The following is a 16,398-nucleotide window of genomic DNA, read 5'->3' as shown; positions in this document are numbered from 1 at the left end:
TTGAGTCGTAGCGGTCAGAATTAAAAAAGTTTTGACTAGCACAGCATATCGCTTTAAACCTTTCATAAATGCGACATAGATTTGCGACATTTCGTCGCTAAATTTGTGAGCGTCTGTGTCGGTGTGTACAATGACCTCCCTTTTGCCCCCGCTAAGCCGGCGTACGTTCGGCGTGGAAGGTAACCGGTTGAATTGAAAAGAAATTTGCCTCGGTAAAAGAGGCAGCCTGGTGAGAAAGTGTCTATGAAAGCAGGTCTGTACCAACCCGATGAATTCAAGGATAACTGCGGTTTCGGCCTGATAGCCCACATGCAGGGCGAACCCAGTCATACCCTTTTGCAAACGGCCATCGAGGCCCTGACCTGCATGACCCACCGCGGTGGGATCAACGCCGACGGCAAGACCGGTGACGGCTGTGGCTTGCTGATTCAAAAGCCCGACCAGTTCCTGCGCGCTGTCGCCAAAGAGCAATTCGCGGTCGAACTGCCCAAGCAGTACGCCGTGGGCATGGTGTTTTTCAACCAGGACCCGGTAAAAGCCGAAGCCGCTCGCGAGAACATGAACCGCGAGATCGCCGCCGCCGGCCTGCAAATCGTCGGATGGCGCAAAGTGCCCATCGACACCAGCGTACTCGGCCGCCTGGCCCTGGAGCGCCTGCCGCAGATCGAACAAGTGTTCATCGCCGGCGATGGCCTGAGCGACCAGGACATGGCGATCAAGCTGTTCACGTCCCGTCGTCGTTCGTCGGTGCTCAACGCCGCCGACACCGACCATTACATCTGCAGCTTTTCCCACAAGACCATCATTTATAAAGGCCTGATGATGCCGGCGGACCTCACCGCCTTCTATCCAGACCTGAGCGATGAGCGCCTGCAAACCGCAATCTGCGTGTTCCACCAGCGCTTTTCCACCAATACCCTGCCGAAATGGCCGCTGGCCCAGCCATTCCGCTTCCTCGCCCACAACGGCGAGATCAATACCATCACTGGCAACCGCAACTGGGCCCAGGCCCGTCGCACCAAGTTCGCCAACGATTTGATGGACCTCGAAGAGCTCGGCCCGCTGGTCAATCGCGTGGGGTCCGACTCCTCCAGCATGGACAACATGCTCGAACTGATGGTCACCGGCGGCATCGACCTGTTCCGTGGCGTGCGCATGATCATTCCGCCAGCGTGGCAGAACGTCGAGACGATGGACCCGGACCTGCGTGCGTTCTACGAGTACAACTCGATGCACATGGAACCGTGGGACGGCCCGGCCGGCGTGGTCATGACCGACGGCCGCTATGCGGTGTGCCTGCTCGACCGTAACGGCCTGCGCCCGGCGCGTTGGGTGACCACCACCAACGGTTTCATCACCCTCGCCTCGGAAATCGGCGTGTGGGACTACAAGCCTGAAGACGTGATCGCCAAAGGCCGTGTGGGCCCTGGCCAGATCCTGGCCGTGGACACCGAGACCGGGCAGATCCTCGACACCGACGCCATCGACAACCGCTTGAAGTCCCGTCACCCGTACAAGCAATGGCTGCGCAAGAACGCCCTGCGCATCCAGGCGACCATGGAAGACAACGACCACGGTTCGGCTTTCTATGACGTCGACCAGCTCAAGCAGTACATGAAGATGTACCAGGTCACGTTCGAAGAGCGCGACCAGGTGCTGCGTCCGCTCGGTGAGCAAGGCTACGAGGCCGTCGGCTCCATGGGCGATGACACGCCAATGGCCGTGCTGTCCCAGCGCGTACGCACGCCGTACGACTACTTCCGCCAGCAGTTCGCCCAGGTGACCAACCCGCCGATCGACCCGCTGCGTGAAGCCATCGTGATGTCCCTGGAAGTGTGCCTCGGCGCCGAGCGCAACATCTTCCAGGAATCGCCTGAGCATGCCTCCCGTGTGATCCTCAGCTCGCCGGTCATTTCCCCGGCCAAATGGCGCTCGCTGATGACCCTTGAGCGTCCGGGCTTCGATCGTCAGATCATCGACCTGAACTACGACGAGAGCCTGGGCCTTGAAGCCGCAGTGCGTAACGTTGCTGACCAGGCTGAAGAAGCCGTGCGTGCCGGTCGTACCCAGATCGTACTGACCGACCGCCATATCGCGCCGGGCAAGTTGCCGATCCACGCGTCCCTGGCGACCGGCGCGGTGCACCACCGCCTGACCGAAAAAGGCCTGCGCTGCGACTCCAACATCCTCGTGGAAACCGCCACTGCCCGTGACCCGCATCACTTTGCGGTGCTGATCGGTTTCGGCGCTTCGGCGGTTTACCCGTTCCTCGCGTACGAAGTGCTGGGTGACCTGATCCGTACCGGTGAAGTGCTGGGCGACCTCTATGAGGTGTTCAAGAACTACCGCAAGGGCATCACCAAGGGCCTGCTGAAGATCCTGTCGAAGATGGGTATCTCCACCGTCACCTCCTACCGTGGCGCGCAGTTGTTCGAAGCCATCGGTCTGTCCGAAGAAGTCTGCGAGCTGAGTTTCCGTGGCGTACCGAGCCGCATCAAGGGTGCGCGTTTCGTCGACATCGAAGCCGAGCAAAAAGCCCTGGCCTTGGAGGCCTGGAGCGCGCGTAAGCCGATCCAGCAAGGTGGCCTGCTCAAGTTCGTGCACGGTGGCGAATACCATGCCTACAACCCGGACGTGGTCAACACCCTGCAAGCCGCTGTGCAGCAGGGCGACTACGCCAAGTTCAAGGAATACATGAGCCTGGTGGACAACCGCCCGGTGTCGATGATCCGCGATCTGTTCAAGGTGAAAACTCTGGACACGCCGATGGACATCGCCGAAGTCGAGCCGCTGGAGTCGATCCTCAAGCGCTTCGACTCCGCCGGTATTTCCCTGGGCGCCCTATCGCCCGAGGCTCACGAAGCCCTGGCCGAAGCCATGAACCGCCTGGGTGCGCGTTCCAACTCCGGCGAAGGCGGTGAAGACCCGGCGCGCTACGGCACGCTCAAAAGTTCGAAGATCAAGCAGGTGGCCACCGGTCGTTTCGGGGTGACCCCGGAGTACCTGGTGAATGCCGAGGTGCTGCAGATCAAGGTGGCCCAAGGCGCCAAGCCGGGTGAGGGTGGTCAACTGCCAGGCGGCAAGGTCAACGGTTTGATCGCCAAGCTGCGCTATGCGGTGCCGGGCGTGACGTTGATCTCGCCACCGCCGCACCACGACATTTACTCGATTGAAGACTTGTCGCAGCTGATTTTCGACTTGAAACAAGTCAACCCCCAGGCCCTGGTCTCGGTGAAACTGGTGGCAGAAGCCGGCGTCGGCACCATCGCCGCCGGTGTGGCCAAGGCCTATGCCGACCTGATCACCATCTCCGGCTACGACGGCGGCACCGGCGCTTCGCCGCTGACCTCGATCAAGTACGCCGGTGCACCGTGGGAGCTCGGCCTGGCCGAAACCCACCAGACCCTGCGCGGCAACGACCTGCGCGGCAAGGTGCGAGTACAGACCGACGGCGGCCTGAAAACCGGCCTCGATGTGATCAAGGCCGCGATCCTCGGCGCCGAAAGTTTCGGCTTCGGTACTGCGCCTATGATCGCCCTGGGCTGCAAATACCTGCGCATCTGCCACCTGAACAACTGCGCCACCGGCGTGGCGACTCAGAACGAGAAACTGCGCAAGGATCACTACATCGGCACCGTCGACATGGTGGTGAATTTCTTCACCTACGTCGCCGAAGAAACCCGTGAGTGGCTGGCCAAATTGGGCGTGCGTTCGCTGGAAGAGCTGATCGGTCGCACCGACCTGTTGGACATCCTCGAAGGCCAGACCGCCAAGCAACAACATCTGGACCTCACGCCGCTGTTGGGCAGCGATCACATCCCGGCAGACAAGCCACAATTCTGCCAGGTGGACCGCAACCCACCGTTCGACAAAGGCCTGCTGGCCGAGAAAATGGTCGAAATGGCCGGCTCCTCGATCAACGACGCCAGCGGTGGCGAATTCGCCCTGGATATTTGCAACTGCGACCGTTCCATCGGCGCACGCATCTCCGGCGAAATCGCACGCAAGCACGGCAACCAGGGCATGGCGAAAGCGCCGATCACCTTCCGCTTCAAGGGCACTGCGGGCCAGAGCTTCGGCGTGTGGAACGCCGGCGGCCTGCACATGTACCTGGAAGGCGACGCCAACGACTACGTGGGCAAGGGCATGACTGGCGGCAAACTGGTCATCGTTCCGCCGGCTGGCAGTGTGTACAAGACCCAGGACAGTGCCATCATCGGCAACACCTGCCTGTACGGCGCCACCGGTGGCAAGCTGTTTGCCGCAGGTACTGCCGGTGAGCGTTTCGCCGTGCGTAACTCCGGTGCTCACACCGTGGTGGAAGGCACTGGCGATCACTGCTGCGAGTACATGACCGGAGGCTTTGTCGCGGTACTGGGCAAGACCGGTTACAACTTCGGTTCGGGCATGACCGGCGGTTTCGCCTACGTGCTCGACCAGGACAACACCTTCGTCGACAAGGTCAACCACGAGTTGGTCGAGATCCAGCGCATCAGCGGCGAAGCCATGGAATCCTACCGGAACCACTTGCAGCACGTGCTGGACGAGTACGTCGAGGAAACCGGCAGCGAATGGGGTCGCAACCTCGCCGAAAACCTCGATGATTACCTGCGTCGTTTCTGGCTGGTCAAGCCCAAGGCTGCCAACCTGAAATCGTTGCTTTCCAGCATCCGTGCCAACCCGCAGTGATATGCGCCTGAACAGTTTGATGAGGTTTTAACATGGCTGAACGTCTGAATAACGACTTCCAGTTCATCGATGTCGGGCGCAAAGATCCGAAGAAGAAACTGTTGCGTCAACGCAAGAAAGAGTTCGTGGAAATCTACGAACCCTTCAAGCCCCAGCACTCGGCCGACCAGGCCCACCGCTGCCTGGGATGCGGTAACCCGTATTGCGAATGGAAGTGCCCGGTGCACAACTTCATTCCCAACTGGCTCAAACTGGTGGCCGAGGGCAACATCCTCGCCGCCGCCGAGCTGTCGCACCAGACCAACACCCTGCCGGAAGTCTGCGGCCGGGTGTGCCCGCAAGACCGTCTGTGTGAAGGTGCCTGCACCCTCAACGACGGCTTCGGCGCGGTGACCATCGGTTCGGTGGAGAAGTACATCACCGATACGGCGTTCGCCATGGGCTGGCGCCCGGACATGTCCAAGGTCAAGCCAACCGGCAAGCGCGTCGCGATCATCGGCGCGGGCCCTGCTGGCCTGGGGTGTGCCGACGTGCTGGTGCGTGGCGGCGTGACTCCGGTGGTGTTCGACAAGAACCCGGAAATCGGTGGCCTGCTGACCTTCGGTATCCCTGAATTCAAGCTGGAAAAAACCGTACTCAGCCACCGTCGTGAAGTGTTCACTGGCATGGGTATCGAGTTCCGCCTCAATACCGAAATCGGCAAAGACATCACCATGGAGCAACTGCTCGCCGAATACGATGCGGTGTTCATGGGCATGGGCACCTACACCTACATGAAGGGCGGCTTTGCCGGTGAGGACTTGCCCGGCGTGTATGACGCGCTCGACTTCCTGATCGCCAACGTCAACCGCAACCTGGGCTTTGAAAAGTCGCCGGAAGATTTCGTCGACATGAAGGGCAAGAAGGTCGTGGTGCTGGGCGGTGGCGACACCGCGATGGATTGCAACCGCACCTCGATCCGCCAGGGCGCCAAGTCGGTGACCTGCGCTTATCGCCGTGACGAAGCCAACATGCCCGGCTCGCGCAAAGAGGTGAAGAACGCCAAGGAAGAAGGCGTGAAATTCCTCTACAACCGCCAGCCGATCGCCATCGTCGGTGAAGACCGTGTGGAAGGTGTGAAGGTGGTCGAGACCCGTCTCGGCGAACCGGACGCCCGTGGCCGTCGCAGCCCCGAGCCGATCCCGGGTTCCGAAGAAATCATCCCGGCCGACGCCGTGGTCATCGCCTTCGGTTTCCGCCCAAGCCCGGCGTCGTGGTTCGAGCAGTTCGAAATCCAGACCGACAGCCAGGGCCGCGTCGTGGCCCCGGAACAAGGCCAGTACAAGCACCAGACCAGCAACCCGAAGATCTTCGCCGGTGGCGACATGGTGCGTGGGTCGGACCTTGTGGTCACCGCGATCTTCGAAGGCCGTAACGCCGCCGAAGGCATCCTGGACTACCTGCAAGTCTGATGATCGTTCCCACGCTCTGCGTGGGAATGCCGCCAGGACGCTCCGCGTCCCGAACAGCATGACGCGGAGCGTGGGAGCGATCCTGCGGCGGCATTGCCGCGACAAATTGACCCGATAGACAAAAGGCACGGTGCATTCCGTGCCTTTTGCGTCGCGCTCTGAGAAAATGCCCGCACTTTTTTTGCGGATGCCGACATGACTGCCCTCAAGAACGACCGTTTCCTTCGTGCCCTGCTCAAGCAACCCGTAGACGTCACCCCGGTGTGGATGATGCGTCAAGCCGGTCGCTATCTGCCGGAATACCGCGCCAGTCGCGCCAACGCCGGTGATTTCATGAGCCTGTGCATGAACCCGGAGTTCGCCTGCGAAGTCACGATGCAGCCGCTGGACCGCTACCCACAACTGGATGCGGCCATCCTCTTCTCCGATATCCTCACCATCCCGGACGCCATGGGCCAAGGCCTGTACTTCGAAACCGGCGAAGGCCCGCGCTTCAAGAAAGTCGTCAGCACCCTGGCCGATATCGAAGCCCTGCCGATCCCTGACCCACACAAAGACCTGGGCTACGTGATGGATGCTGTGAGCACCATCCGCCGCGAGCTCAACGGCCGCGTGCCGCTGATCGGTTTCTCCGGCAGCCCCTGGACCCTGGCCACCTACATGGTTGAAGGCGGCTCGTCGAAAGACTTCCGCAAGACCAAAGCCATGCTCTACGACAACCCGCAAGCCATGCACCTGTTGCTGGACAAGCTGGCGCAGTCGGTCACGTCCTACCTCAACGGCCAGATCATGGCGGGTGCCCAAGCGGTACAGATTTTCGACACCTGGGGTGGCAACCTGTCGGCGGCGGCGTACCAGGAGTTCTCCCTGGCCTACATGCGCAAGATCGTCAGCGGCCTGATCCGTGAGCACGAAGGCCGCAAGGTTCCGGTGATCATGTTCACCAAAGGCGGCGGCCTGTGGCTGGAAAGCATCGCTGACGCGGGCGCCGATGCATTGGGCCTGGACTGGACCTGCGACCTCGGCGAAGCGCGCCGTCGCGTCGGCAACCAGGTTGCCCTGCAAGGCAACATGGACCCGACCGTGCTGTACGCCAAGCCAGAAGCGATCCGCGCCGAAGTCGGACGCATCCTGGCCAGCTATGGCAAGGGCAGTGGCCACGTGTTCAACCTTGGCCACGGCATCACACCGGAAGTGAACCCGGAGCACGCGGGTGCGTTCTTGCGCGCAGTGCACGAACTATCGGCGCAATACCACGAGTAAAACGCAAAACAAAATGTGGGAGCTGGCTTGTCGGGTCGCCGCATCGCTGCGATGGCGGCGGCGAATTCAACACCGCTATCGCAGGCAAGCCAGCTCCCACATAAAGCCAGTCGCCTCAGGCTTTCACATGGCCCAGTGGCGGCAACTTCGCCAGCTTCAACGCCACCAGCAACGCGCCAACCAACAGAGCGACGATGAACGCGCCAATCCCGTTCCACCCGGCAAAGTGCCAGAAAAACCCACCCGCCGTCCCGGCAATGCTCGACCCGACGTAATAGCAGAACAGGTACAGCGACGACGCCTGCCCCTTGGCCTTCACTGCGCGGCGGCCGATCCAGCTGCTGGCGACCGAGTGGGCGCCGAAGAAGCCGAAGGTGAACACCAGCATGCCCGGTACCACCAGCCACAAAGGCGTGAACAGCGTCAGGGCCATGCCGGCGAGCATCAGCACGATGGTGCCCCATAGCACGCGGCGGCGGCCGAGGCGGTCGGCCAGTGAGCCGATCTTGGCCGAGCTGTAGATGCCCGAGAGGTACACCACTGACAGCAAACCGACCACCGCCTGGCTCAGATCGTAGGGGGAGGCCAGCAGGCGATAGCCGATGTAGTTGAACATCGTCACGAACGCGCCCATCAGCAGGAAGGCTTCAAGGAACAGCCACGGCAGGCCGGCGTCCTTGAAGTGCATGACAAAGCCGTCCACCAGGCTGCGTGGCTTGAGGCTGCTGGCGCGGAAGTTGCGCGATTCGGGGAGGATCTTCCAGAACACCGTGGCAGCGATCAACGCCAGGGCGCCGATGATCAGCATTGCGGTGTGCCAGCTGACGAAGTCGATCAACACGCCGATGATCAGGCGCCCGCTCATGCCCCCAATCGCGTTGCCGCCGATGTACAGGCCCATGGCCAGGCCGATGTGCTGCGGGTGGATCTCTTCGCTGAGGTAGGTCATGGCCACGGCGGCCAGGCCGCTCAAGGACAAGCCCACCAGTGCACGCATCAACAGGATGCCCTCCCAGCTCGGCATCAAGCCGCTGGCGATGGTGGCCAGCGCCGCACAGAACAACGCAGCGACCATCACCGGCTTGCGCCCCAGCCTGTCGGATATCGGCCCGGTGATCAGCAGGCCGCAGGCGAGCATGGCGGTCGCGACGGACAAAATCAGGCTGCTTTGCGCCGCATTGATGGAAAACTCGTGGGACAGCGCCGGCATCATCGGCTGCACGCAATACAACAGCGCAAAGGTGGCGAAGCCGCCGGAGAACAGCGCCAGCACGGTGCGCATGAACATTGGCGTGCCTTTTTCGATGTACGCGTCGTTGAGCTGCGCCACCACGTCATCAAGGGCTGAGGGCGGGGTGTGTTGGGCAAGTGGAGCAACAGCAGGATTCACGAGGGACCTCGGGGAGGAAAGTCTGCCAGGACTGACAATACGAAAAAGCATATAGCTGGCTAATGATTCTTTCCAATATATTGTTCGACCTGTTTGATAGCTTTTACAACCTAATGAGGCTTGCATGGAATTTCGCCATTTGCGCTACTTCATCGCCGTTGCCGAAGAACTGCACTTCGGCCGCGCCGCGCAGGTGCTGGGCATCTCGCAGCCGCCCCTGAGCCAGCAGATCCAGGCGCTGGAACACGAGCTGGGCGCACGCTTGTTCGAGCGTACCAATCGTCGGGTCGAGCTGAGCGAGGCCGGGCGTTTGTTCTTGCAAGAGGCACGGTTGGTGCTGGCCCAGGTCGACAAGGCGGCAGATGTGGCGCGGCGTGCGCAGTTGGGGGAACTGGGTGAATTGAAGATCGGCTTCACCTCGTCTGCGCCGTTCAACGCCAGCATTCCCCAGGCGATCTTCGCCTTCCGCCAGGCATTCCCGGCGGTGCATCTGAACCTGCAAGAAATGAGCAGCACCCAAGTAGCCGAGTCGCTGGTGGACGAGTCGATTCAGGTTGGGTTGATGCGGCCTTTGCCCTTGCCCGACTCACTGAACGTGATCGAGTTGATGCGCGAACCCTTGGTCGCGGTATTGAGCGCCGGCCACCCGTTGGCGCAAGGCAGTGAGCGCGGCTTGCATCTGGAGCAATTGGCCGAGGAGCCTTTCGTGTTCTTCCCGCGCAGTTACGGCAGCGGCTTGTACGCGCAGTTGCTCAACCTCGCTCGCGACGCCGGGTTCAGCCCGCACTTTGCTCAGGAAGCAGGGGAAGCAATGACCATCATCGGCCTTGTGGCGGCGGGGTTGGGGGTGTCGGTGCTGCCGGCGTCTTACCAGCGCATCCGCATTGATGGCGTGGTCTATCGCACCTTGCTCGACCCGCAGGCAGTGACGGCGGTGTGGCTGGTGCAGCGCAAGGGCGCGCAAACGCCAATGGCGAAAGGGTTTGTGGAGTTGTTGACGCGTAAGGCCGCTCAATAACCTGTGGCGAGGGAGCTTGCTCCCGCTGGGTCGCGTAGCGGCCCTAAAAAATGGGCCTGCTGCGCAGTCCAGCGGGAGCAAGGGGGTCAGTTTTGGGGCGAAGTATTTGCTTCATTCACGCTGTAAGTACGCAACCCCGCCAGAATATCCCGATCCAGCATGCTCACCCAACGGTTGTAGTTGCGATGGATCTTACCGTCCTTGTAGCCCAGGTCGCGGCTGTCGCGGTAGGTGATGGCGTAGCTGTTGCGGGTGTAGCGGATGTCGATTGCGGCGTAGAACTGGCCGCGCACGGTGATCTCGGCCTGCACCAGTTGCGGGCTCAGGCGTTGTACCGTCCACTCGCGTTTTTGCAGGGCGGCGACGATCACCTGTTTCATTTTTTCTTCGCTGACCTGGCTCGTGGCCGGCAACTCGTGCTGGGTGTTGAGCACCGGTTTGCTGGTGCAGCCAGCCGTGGTCAGCAGGGCCAGGGTGATCAGGGTAGCGCGTAGCAGGGAAGACATTCCGTTTTCTCCAGTCGATTAAAAAGTCAGCTCCAGCGGCGGAAGATCAACGAGGTGTTGACGCCGCCGAAGGCAAAGTTGTTGTTCATCACGTAGTCGTTGTGCATCTGGCGAAAGCCACCTTGCAGGTAGTCCAGCTCGCCGCATTGCGGGTCGACCGCGTCCAGGTTGAAGGTGTGCACGTACTGGTCGCGGTTCATCATCTCGATGCTGAACCACGACTCCAGTGCGCCGCAGGCACCCAAGGTGTGGCCGAGGAAACTCTTCTGCGAGCTGATCGGCATGCGGCTGCCAAACAGGCTGCTGGTGGCCAGGGTTTCAGCGATGTCGCCCTGATCGGTAGCCGTGCCGTGGCCGTTCACGTAGCCAATGGCGGACGGTTCAAGACCCGCGTCTTCCAGGGCCAGCTCCATGGCGCGGCGCATGGTTTTCTGTTCCGGGCGGGTGGTGTGCTGGCCGTCGGCGTTGCTGCCGAAGCCGACCAGCTCCGCATGAATATGCGCGCCTCGCGCGAGTGCGTGTTCCAACTCTTCGAGCACTAACATTCCGCCACCTTCACCGATCACCAGGCCATCGCGGCCGCTGTCGTAGGGGCGCGGGCTGGTTTGCGGCGCATCGTTTTTCAGGCTGGTGGCGTACAACGCATCGAAGACCATGGCTTCGGTGGGGCACAGTTCTTCTGCGCCGCCCGCGAGCATCAACGGCAGGCGCCCGAACTTGATTGCCTCATAGGCGTAGCCGATGCCCTGGCTGCCGCTGGTGCAGGCGCTGGAGGTAGGAATCAGCCGGCCCGTGAGGCCAAAGAAGATACTGATATTTGCCGCCGTGGTGTGGGGCATCATGCGTACATAGGAATTGGCATTGAGCCCCTCGGCCACCGAATTGAGCAGCATATTGCCGAACGCCTTGATCTCATCGGTGCTGCCGGTGGACGAGCCACAGGCCACGCCCATGCGCCCGTCCTTGATCGACTCGTCGCCGAGCAGGCCGGCGTCTTGCAACGCCTGCTCCGCCGCCCACACGGCCAGGCGCGAGACGCGGCCCATGCTGCGCAGTTGCTTGCGCGTCCAGTGAGCAGGCACGACGAAATCGTCGATAGGGCCGGCCAGGCGCGTGTTCAATTCGGTGAAACGGTCCCACTCATCCATGCGCCGGATGCCGCTGCGGTTGGCGCGAAAGTTCGCGGCGATGGTGTCCCAGTCGCTGCCCAGGGAGGTCACGCCGGCCATGCCGGTGACGACAACGCGCTTCATCAGCACAGGCCCCCGTTTACGGCCAGCACCTGACGCGTGATGTAGCCGGCTTCGGCCGACATCAGGAAGTTCACGGCGCCGGCGACTTCTTCCGGCGTGCCCATGCGTTGGGCCGGGATCATTTTCATCAGTTCTTCTACCGGCACGTTTTCATCCAGCATCGCGGTGTCGATCAGGCCCGGCGCCACGCAGTTGACGGTGATCTTGCGCTTGCCCAATTCGATGGCCAGCGCCTTGGCCGCGCCGATCAAGCCGGCTTTGGAGGCGCTGTAGTTGACCTGGCCGCGGTTGCCGATCAGCCCGGACACCGAGGTGATGCACACGATACGCCCGGCGGCGCGGCGCCGAATCATCGGCATCATCACCGGGTGCAGCACGTTGTAGAAACCATCCAGGTTGGTGCGCATCACCACATCCCAGTCGTCTTCCGACAGAGCAGGGAAGGCGCCGTCGCGGGTCAGGCCGGCATTGAGCACCACGCCGTAATAGGCGCCATGCCGCTCCACATCGGCCTCAAGGATCTCTTTGCACGCAGCGCGATCCGCCACGTCGAACTGCAGCACGCGTGCCTCGCGCCCCAGGGCTTGGACCTCGAGCTGTACCGCGTCGGCTTCGGCACGACCGCTGCGGCAATGCAGCACGATGTCATGGCCGGCCTGGGCCAGGCGCAGGGCAATGGCGCGGCCGATACCACGGCTGGAGCCGGTGACCAGTACGGATTCAGTCATGGCGTTTCGTCCTTCGATTCATCTAAATAGTTGGCCGCCTGGGGCGGTCGAAATACGTTCAGGCGGGCGCTGGCCTGGATACCGTCGCCGGTGAGGTGGCATTCGAAAACGCCCATGCCGTTGTCGTCTTCCAGGGAGCGCAGGCCGTGGATATGCAGCTCGGCACCGGCCGGAAAGTGCTCCACGTTGCACTCGAACTTACGTGTGCCCAACAGGAAACCGAGTTCCACGGCCTTGCCTTGCTGGCGTGCATGGCAACCGGCATACGCGGCGACGCTTTGCGCCATCAGCTCGATGCCGACCCAGGCTGGCAGGCTGCCGTCAGCACGGTTGAACAGGCCGCCGGGCTTGACGGTGACGCGGGTGTGGATCTGCTCTTCATCGAACGACAGCACCTGGTCGATCAGGATCATGTCGCCCGCATGGGGCAGCAGTTCGGCGAGTGGCCAATCGATCATGGGGCCTCTGCGATTATCAGGCTGACATTGTTTCCGCCGAATGCAAACGAGTTGCTCATCAGGCAGGGTTTTTTCAAGCTGTCGCCGCTGCGCACCCATTGCAAGGCGGGCAGCGCCGGGTCGGGATGGCCGTCCCATACGTGGGGTGGCAGCAGGCGATGGGTCAGGCTCAGCCAGCAGAACGCGGCTTCCAGGGCCCCGGCAGCGCCGAGGGTGTGGCCGGTCATGGGCTTGGTCGATGAGCAGGCGACGCCGCCGGGAAACAGGCTGGCGACCGCCAGGCTTTCCATGGCGTCGTTGTGTTGGGTCGCGGTGCCGTGCAGGTTCAGGTAGCCGATCTGCTCGGGCGAAAGCTTCGCGCAGGCTAAGGCCTTGCGCATGGCCAGCAACGCGCCCTTGCCACTGGGCTCGGGCGCAGAGATATGGTGCGCGTCGCAACTGGCGCCGCTGCCCAGCAAGGCGATGGGGGCCGGCTCGCGGCTCATCAGGAACAGCACCGCCGCTTCACCGATATTGATGCCGTTGCGGTTCACCGAGAACGGATTACAGCGCTCGGCAGACACGGCTTCCAGCGCGGTAAACCCGTTCAGCGTCAGCTTGCACAGGCTGTCTACGCCGCCGCAGATCACCGCATCGCACACCCCCAGGTCTAACAGGCGCTGGGCACTCATCAATGCACGGGCGCTGGAGGTGCAGGCGGTGGAAATCACATAGGCCGGGCCGCTCACGTTCAACCAGTCGGCGAGGAAGTTGGCCGGGGCGCTGAGTTCCTGTTGCTGGTAATCGTAGTCAGCGGGGAACTGCGTGTTCTGCAGGTAATGGGCAATACCACGGCTGGCTTCGTCAATGCCCGAGGTGCTGGTGCCCAGCACAACCCCGACCCGGCCATGGCCATAGGTTTGGATGGCCAGACGAATCTGATCTTCAATTTGCAGCGCCGCTTCCAGCAGCAACTGGTTATTGCGACTGCTTTGCTGGGCCAGTTCCGGGGGCAGGCTCGCCAGTTCGCCGTGTACGGCGGCCACCGGCACGACGCGTTCCGGCACCCAGCCGCTTTCGGCACGCATGCCCGAACAGTCGCCGGCAAACAGGTTGCGGCTGACTTGCGCCTGGCCACGGCCAAGGGCGCAGATCACGCCAAGGGCATTGAGGTAGGCGGTCATCGGCTCACACTCAGCGGGCTGATGCGGTAACTCAGCGGCGGGTCGGCCATGTTCACGCTGAACACCTCCGAAGACTGGTAGACGATCTGCCAGTGGCCCGGCAGCGTGCGCGTCAGGTCCATGGCCTGGGCAGTGGGATACAACGCTGGTACGTCACCAGGCGCGGTCAGGGCAAACAGCAGCGCGGCAAATAGCGTGCGCGCCTGGGGGTTGGGCGGCAGCAAGCCGTCTGCCTGCCACTGCCCATCAAGCAGTTTTTGCCGGGCCAGCGGAATGCCCAGCGGGTCCATCATCGACCAGCGAATCGCGCGGCCTTCGCGCTGGATCACCAGCAGCCAGTCCTGGCTCTGGCCGTCTGCCAGGCGCTGCACATGCAATTGCATCGGCAAGGCCAGGGCCGGCATTTTTTCCGGCAGCGGCGCCTGGCTGGCACAGGCGCTGAGCAGCAACAGGCAACTTATCAACAGCAGGCGCATCATGGGGCCGCATTCTCCACAGGTTTACGGGCCACGCAGTTGACCAGGGTTTCCTCGCGCTGACCCACCGGCGGTGCCTTGCGCAGGCCCCAACGTTCCAGCAGGCCGAAGTCACTGGAACGGCTCCACCACAAGTAAGGGTACGAAATGTTCTGAGCAGCGAACTCAAAGCCCTGCTCGCGCAGCATCTCCAGGTACTCTTCGGCGCTTTTCTGCACATGCATCGGGTGGCGGAACAGCCAGCGAATCACCCAGGTGTCGATGTAGGCTTCGGTGGATTCGGCAAACAGCAGATAGCCGCCCGGCTTGAGCACCCGATAGAACTCCTTGAGTGCGCGATGTTGTTCCACCAGATGATGGAAGGTCTGGTGGCAGAACAGGATATCGACGCTGGCATCCGCTAGGTTGAGGGTCGCGCAGTCGCTGCCGATCAGCTCGACGTCCAGGCCCAGCCGCGCGGCTTCTTCACGGCTCAGTGCCAGGCTGTGAGGGTCGGCATCCAGGCCGATCAGGCGCGAAGGCGCGAACACCTGATGCAGCAACTGGAAGGATTTGCCCTGGCCGCAACCGGCATCCAGCAACACCGGCGCCACCGGCAGCGGCTCGCTGAACAGGCTGCGCAGGTCATTGATCGCCACGCGCAATACGTGATGCTGCCAGGTATGGCTGCGCAGGAACCAGAAGCCGAACTTGGTTTCTTCGACGTAGTTTTGACTCAGGTAGTTTTTTTCAACGCCAGGGCTGCTCATACCGCTTCACTCGCACAAATATCCGACAACATCCGCAAGCGCCGTTTCGGCTCGCTGACAAACGGGTTGCGTTCATCCCAGGCGTAACCGGCCAGGATAGAGCTGATCATGCGGCGAATCTCCGGTGAACTGCCAGGATGGAAAATCACGTCCTGGAACGTGCCCGCGTACCAGCCCTCGACGTAGCAACGGAAGGTATCGACACCGCGCTTGAGCGGTTCGGCGAACTCGGTTTGCCAGTCCACCGTTTCTCCGCTCAATTGGCGGTGCAGCACTCCTGCGGCCATGCTGGCCGAACGCATGGCAATGGTCACGCCGGAAGAGAACACCGGGTCGAGGAATTCCGCCGCATTGCCCAGTAGCGCAAAGCCTGGACCGTGCAGGGTTTTGACGTTGGCCGAGTAGCCGCCGATGGTGCGCGCCGGGGTATCCCAGACGGCATTTTGCAGCACGGCGGACAGGCTTGGGGTTTGCTCGATAAAGCCGCGCAGGCAGGCGTCGAGGTCGCTGTCGGCACCCTCGAAATGCTCTTTGGCTGCGACCACGCCTACCGAGCAACGGCCGTTACTGAACGGGATGGTCCAGAACCAGATATCGCGCTTGGTCGGGTGAGTGGTCACCAGGATTTTGCTGCGGTCAAAGCCTGGGTGTTCGATACGGTCTTCGACGTGGGTGAATACGGCCTGGCGCAGCGGGAAATTCGACGGTGCTTCCAGGTCCAGCAGGCGTGGCAACACACGGCCGTAGCCGCTGGCATCGAGCACGAACCTGGCCTTGAGGTGGTACTCGCTGCCATTCTGGCGGCGTACATGCAAATACCGGCTCTCGGCAGAAAAATCCACGCCGACAATGGTTTGGCCGTAGCGGATTTCCACGCCTTGCAACGCCGCCTGGTCGGCCAGCAATTTGTCGAACTCGCCGCGCTGCACCTGGAAGGTGGTGGGCTTGCCGTTGCTGAAGGTGTCGCTGAAATCAAAGGCACTGTAGCGCTCGCCCCAAGCGAATGCGGCGCCGGTTTTTACCTGGAAGCCTGCAGCTTGCACAGCGTCGAGCATGCCGGCTTCTTCGATGAAGTCGATGCAGTGCGACAGCAGGCTTTCGCCAATCGAGAAACGCGGGAAATGCTCGCGCTCGATGATCAATACATCATGCCCTTTGCGCTTTAACAGCGCGGCCGCGATGGCACCGGAAGGCCCGGCACCGATCACCACCACCTGGCGACGTTCCATTTCAACTGTGGGCACGAGGGCTCCT

13 protein-coding genes are annotated in these 16,398 nt (G+C 62.0%); 4 read left to right on the top strand and 9 right to left on the bottom strand.

The genetic code is table 11. The annotated features are described in order from the left end of the window. The first annotated feature begins 243 nt into the window (after nt 1-243). The 3 genes from gltB (at nt 244) to hemE (ending at nt 7,403) form a co-directional block, all read left to right on the top strand. Nucleotides 244-4,689 (top strand): glutamate synthase large subunit, encoded by a 4,446-nt coding sequence (gene gltB / locus GIW79_RS04210; RefSeq protein WP_236452597.1) that lies wholly within the window; start codon nt 244-246, stop codon nt 4,687-4,689. 32 nt (nt 4,690-4,721) lie between these two features. After that, on the top strand, nt 4,722-6,140 hold the full coding sequence (locus tag GIW79_RS04205) for an FAD-dependent oxidoreductase (protein ID WP_046070563.1): 1,419 nt from the start codon (nt 4,722-4,724) through the stop codon (nt 6,138-6,140). A 195-nt stretch (nt 6,141-6,335) separates the two neighbouring features. Then, nucleotides 6,336-7,403, top strand: a complete 1,068-nt coding sequence (gene hemE, locus GIW79_RS04200; protein WP_003187922.1) for a uroporphyrinogen decarboxylase — start codon at nt 6,336-6,338, stop codon at nt 7,401-7,403. 115 nt (nt 7,404-7,518) lie between these two features. On the opposite strand, the gene GIW79_RS04195 is transcribed toward hemE, so the two are convergent. After that, complete coding sequence (locus GIW79_RS04195; protein ID WP_236452596.1) at nt 7,519-8,793, bottom strand: MFS transporter; 1,275 nt, start codon at nt 8,791-8,793, stop codon at nt 7,519-7,521. A gap of 124 nt (nt 8,794-8,917) precedes the next feature. Between GIW79_RS04195 and GIW79_RS04190 the strand changes: the two genes are divergently transcribed. Then, complete coding sequence (locus GIW79_RS04190) at nt 8,918-9,811, top strand: LysR family transcriptional regulator (RefSeq protein ID WP_034125583.1); 894 nt, start codon at nt 8,918-8,920, stop codon at nt 9,809-9,811. A gap of 86 nt (nt 9,812-9,897) precedes the next feature. On the opposite strand, the gene GIW79_RS04185 is transcribed toward GIW79_RS04190, so the two are convergent. The 8 genes from GIW79_RS04185 to GIW79_RS04150 are packed head-to-tail and all read right to left on the bottom strand — an operon-like array spanning nt 9,898 to nt 16,388. Beyond that, on the bottom strand, nt 9,898-10,317 hold the full coding sequence (locus tag GIW79_RS04185) for a hypothetical protein (RefSeq protein ID WP_003187927.1): 420 nt from the start codon (nt 10,315-10,317) through the stop codon (nt 9,898-9,900). Nucleotides 10,318-10,343: 26 nt separating this feature from the next. After that, complete coding sequence (locus GIW79_RS04180; RefSeq protein WP_032893933.1) at nt 10,344-11,570, bottom strand: beta-ketoacyl-ACP synthase; 1,227 nt, start codon at nt 11,568-11,570, stop codon at nt 10,344-10,346. After that, nucleotides 11,570-12,298, bottom strand: coding sequence for a 3-oxoacyl-ACP reductase FabG (gene fabG / locus GIW79_RS04175; protein ID WP_057975401.1), 729 nt, complete (start codon nt 12,296-12,298; stop codon nt 11,570-11,572). The genes GIW79_RS04180 and fabG overlap by 1 nt, the downstream gene beginning before the upstream one ends. Next, nucleotides 12,295-12,756, bottom strand: a complete 462-nt coding sequence (locus GIW79_RS04170) for a hotdog family protein (RefSeq protein WP_054896211.1) — start codon at nt 12,754-12,756, stop codon at nt 12,295-12,297. The genes fabG and GIW79_RS04170 overlap by 4 nt, the downstream gene beginning before the upstream one ends. Next, nucleotides 12,753-13,919 (bottom strand): beta-ketoacyl-[acyl-carrier-protein] synthase family protein, encoded by a 1,167-nt coding sequence (locus GIW79_RS04165; protein ID WP_236452595.1) that lies wholly within the window; start codon nt 13,917-13,919, stop codon nt 12,753-12,755. Before GIW79_RS04165 ends, GIW79_RS04170 begins: the two co-directional genes overlap by 4 nt. Further along, nucleotides 13,916-14,398: a hypothetical protein gene (locus GIW79_RS04160; RefSeq protein ID WP_057975402.1), complete on the bottom strand. Its 483-nt coding sequence runs from the start codon at nt 14,396-14,398 to the stop codon at nt 13,916-13,918. Before GIW79_RS04160 ends, GIW79_RS04165 begins: the two co-directional genes overlap by 4 nt. Further along, nucleotides 14,395-15,144 (bottom strand): class I SAM-dependent methyltransferase, encoded by a 750-nt coding sequence (locus GIW79_RS04155; RefSeq protein ID WP_014716593.1) that lies wholly within the window; start codon nt 15,142-15,144, stop codon nt 14,395-14,397. The genes GIW79_RS04160 and GIW79_RS04155 overlap by 4 nt, the downstream gene beginning before the upstream one ends. Next, nucleotides 15,141-16,388, bottom strand: a complete 1,248-nt coding sequence (locus GIW79_RS04150; protein ID WP_034125588.1) for an NAD(P)/FAD-dependent oxidoreductase — start codon at nt 16,386-16,388, stop codon at nt 15,141-15,143. The genes GIW79_RS04155 and GIW79_RS04150 overlap by 4 nt, the downstream gene beginning before the upstream one ends. Nucleotides 16,389-16,398: the final 10 nt, after the last annotated feature.

The organism is Pseudomonas sp. PA-7-1E (genome assembly GCF_021605325.1).
Classification (GTDB): Bacteria; Pseudomonadota; Gammaproteobacteria; order Pseudomonadales; family Pseudomonadaceae; genus Aquipseudomonas; species Aquipseudomonas fluorescens_BV.
The sequence above is the reverse complement of the archived record's forward strand: the minus strand, read 5'-3'. Positions and strand labels throughout refer to the sequence as shown.

Coding starts and splice junctions, on each gene's coding strand:
- GIW79_RS04190 (WP_034125583.1), top strand. CDS start 8,918: ATGGAATTTCGCCATTTGCGCTACTTCATCGCCGTTGCCGAAGAACTG.
- GIW79_RS04160 (WP_057975402.1), bottom strand. CDS start 14,398: ATGATGCGCCTGCTGTTGATAAGTTGCCTGTTGCTGCTCAGCGCCTGT.
- gltB (WP_236452597.1), top strand. CDS start 244: ATGAAAGCAGGTCTGTACCAACCCGATGAATTCAAGGATAACTGCGGT.
- GIW79_RS04180 (WP_032893933.1), bottom strand. CDS start 11,570: ATGAAGCGCGTTGTCGTCACCGGCATGGCCGGCGTGACCTCCCTGGGC.
- GIW79_RS04170 (WP_054896211.1), bottom strand. CDS start 12,756: ATGATCGATTGGCCACTCGCCGAACTGCTGCCCCATGCGGGCGACATG.
- GIW79_RS04185 (WP_003187927.1), bottom strand. CDS start 10,317: ATGTCTTCCCTGCTACGCGCTACCCTGATCACCCTGGCCCTGCTGACC.
- GIW79_RS04205 (WP_046070563.1), top strand. CDS start 4,722: ATGGCTGAACGTCTGAATAACGACTTCCAGTTCATCGATGTCGGGCGC.
- fabG (WP_057975401.1), bottom strand. CDS start 12,298: ATGACTGAATCCGTACTGGTCACCGGCTCCAGCCGTGGTATCGGCCGC.
- GIW79_RS04165 (WP_236452595.1), bottom strand. CDS start 13,919: ATGACCGCCTACCTCAATGCCCTTGGCGTGATCTGCGCCCTTGGCCGT.
- hemE (WP_003187922.1), top strand. CDS start 6,336: ATGACTGCCCTCAAGAACGACCGTTTCCTTCGTGCCCTGCTCAAGCAA.
- GIW79_RS04155 (WP_014716593.1), bottom strand. CDS start 15,144: ATGAGCAGCCCTGGCGTTGAAAAAAACTACCTGAGTCAAAACTACGTC.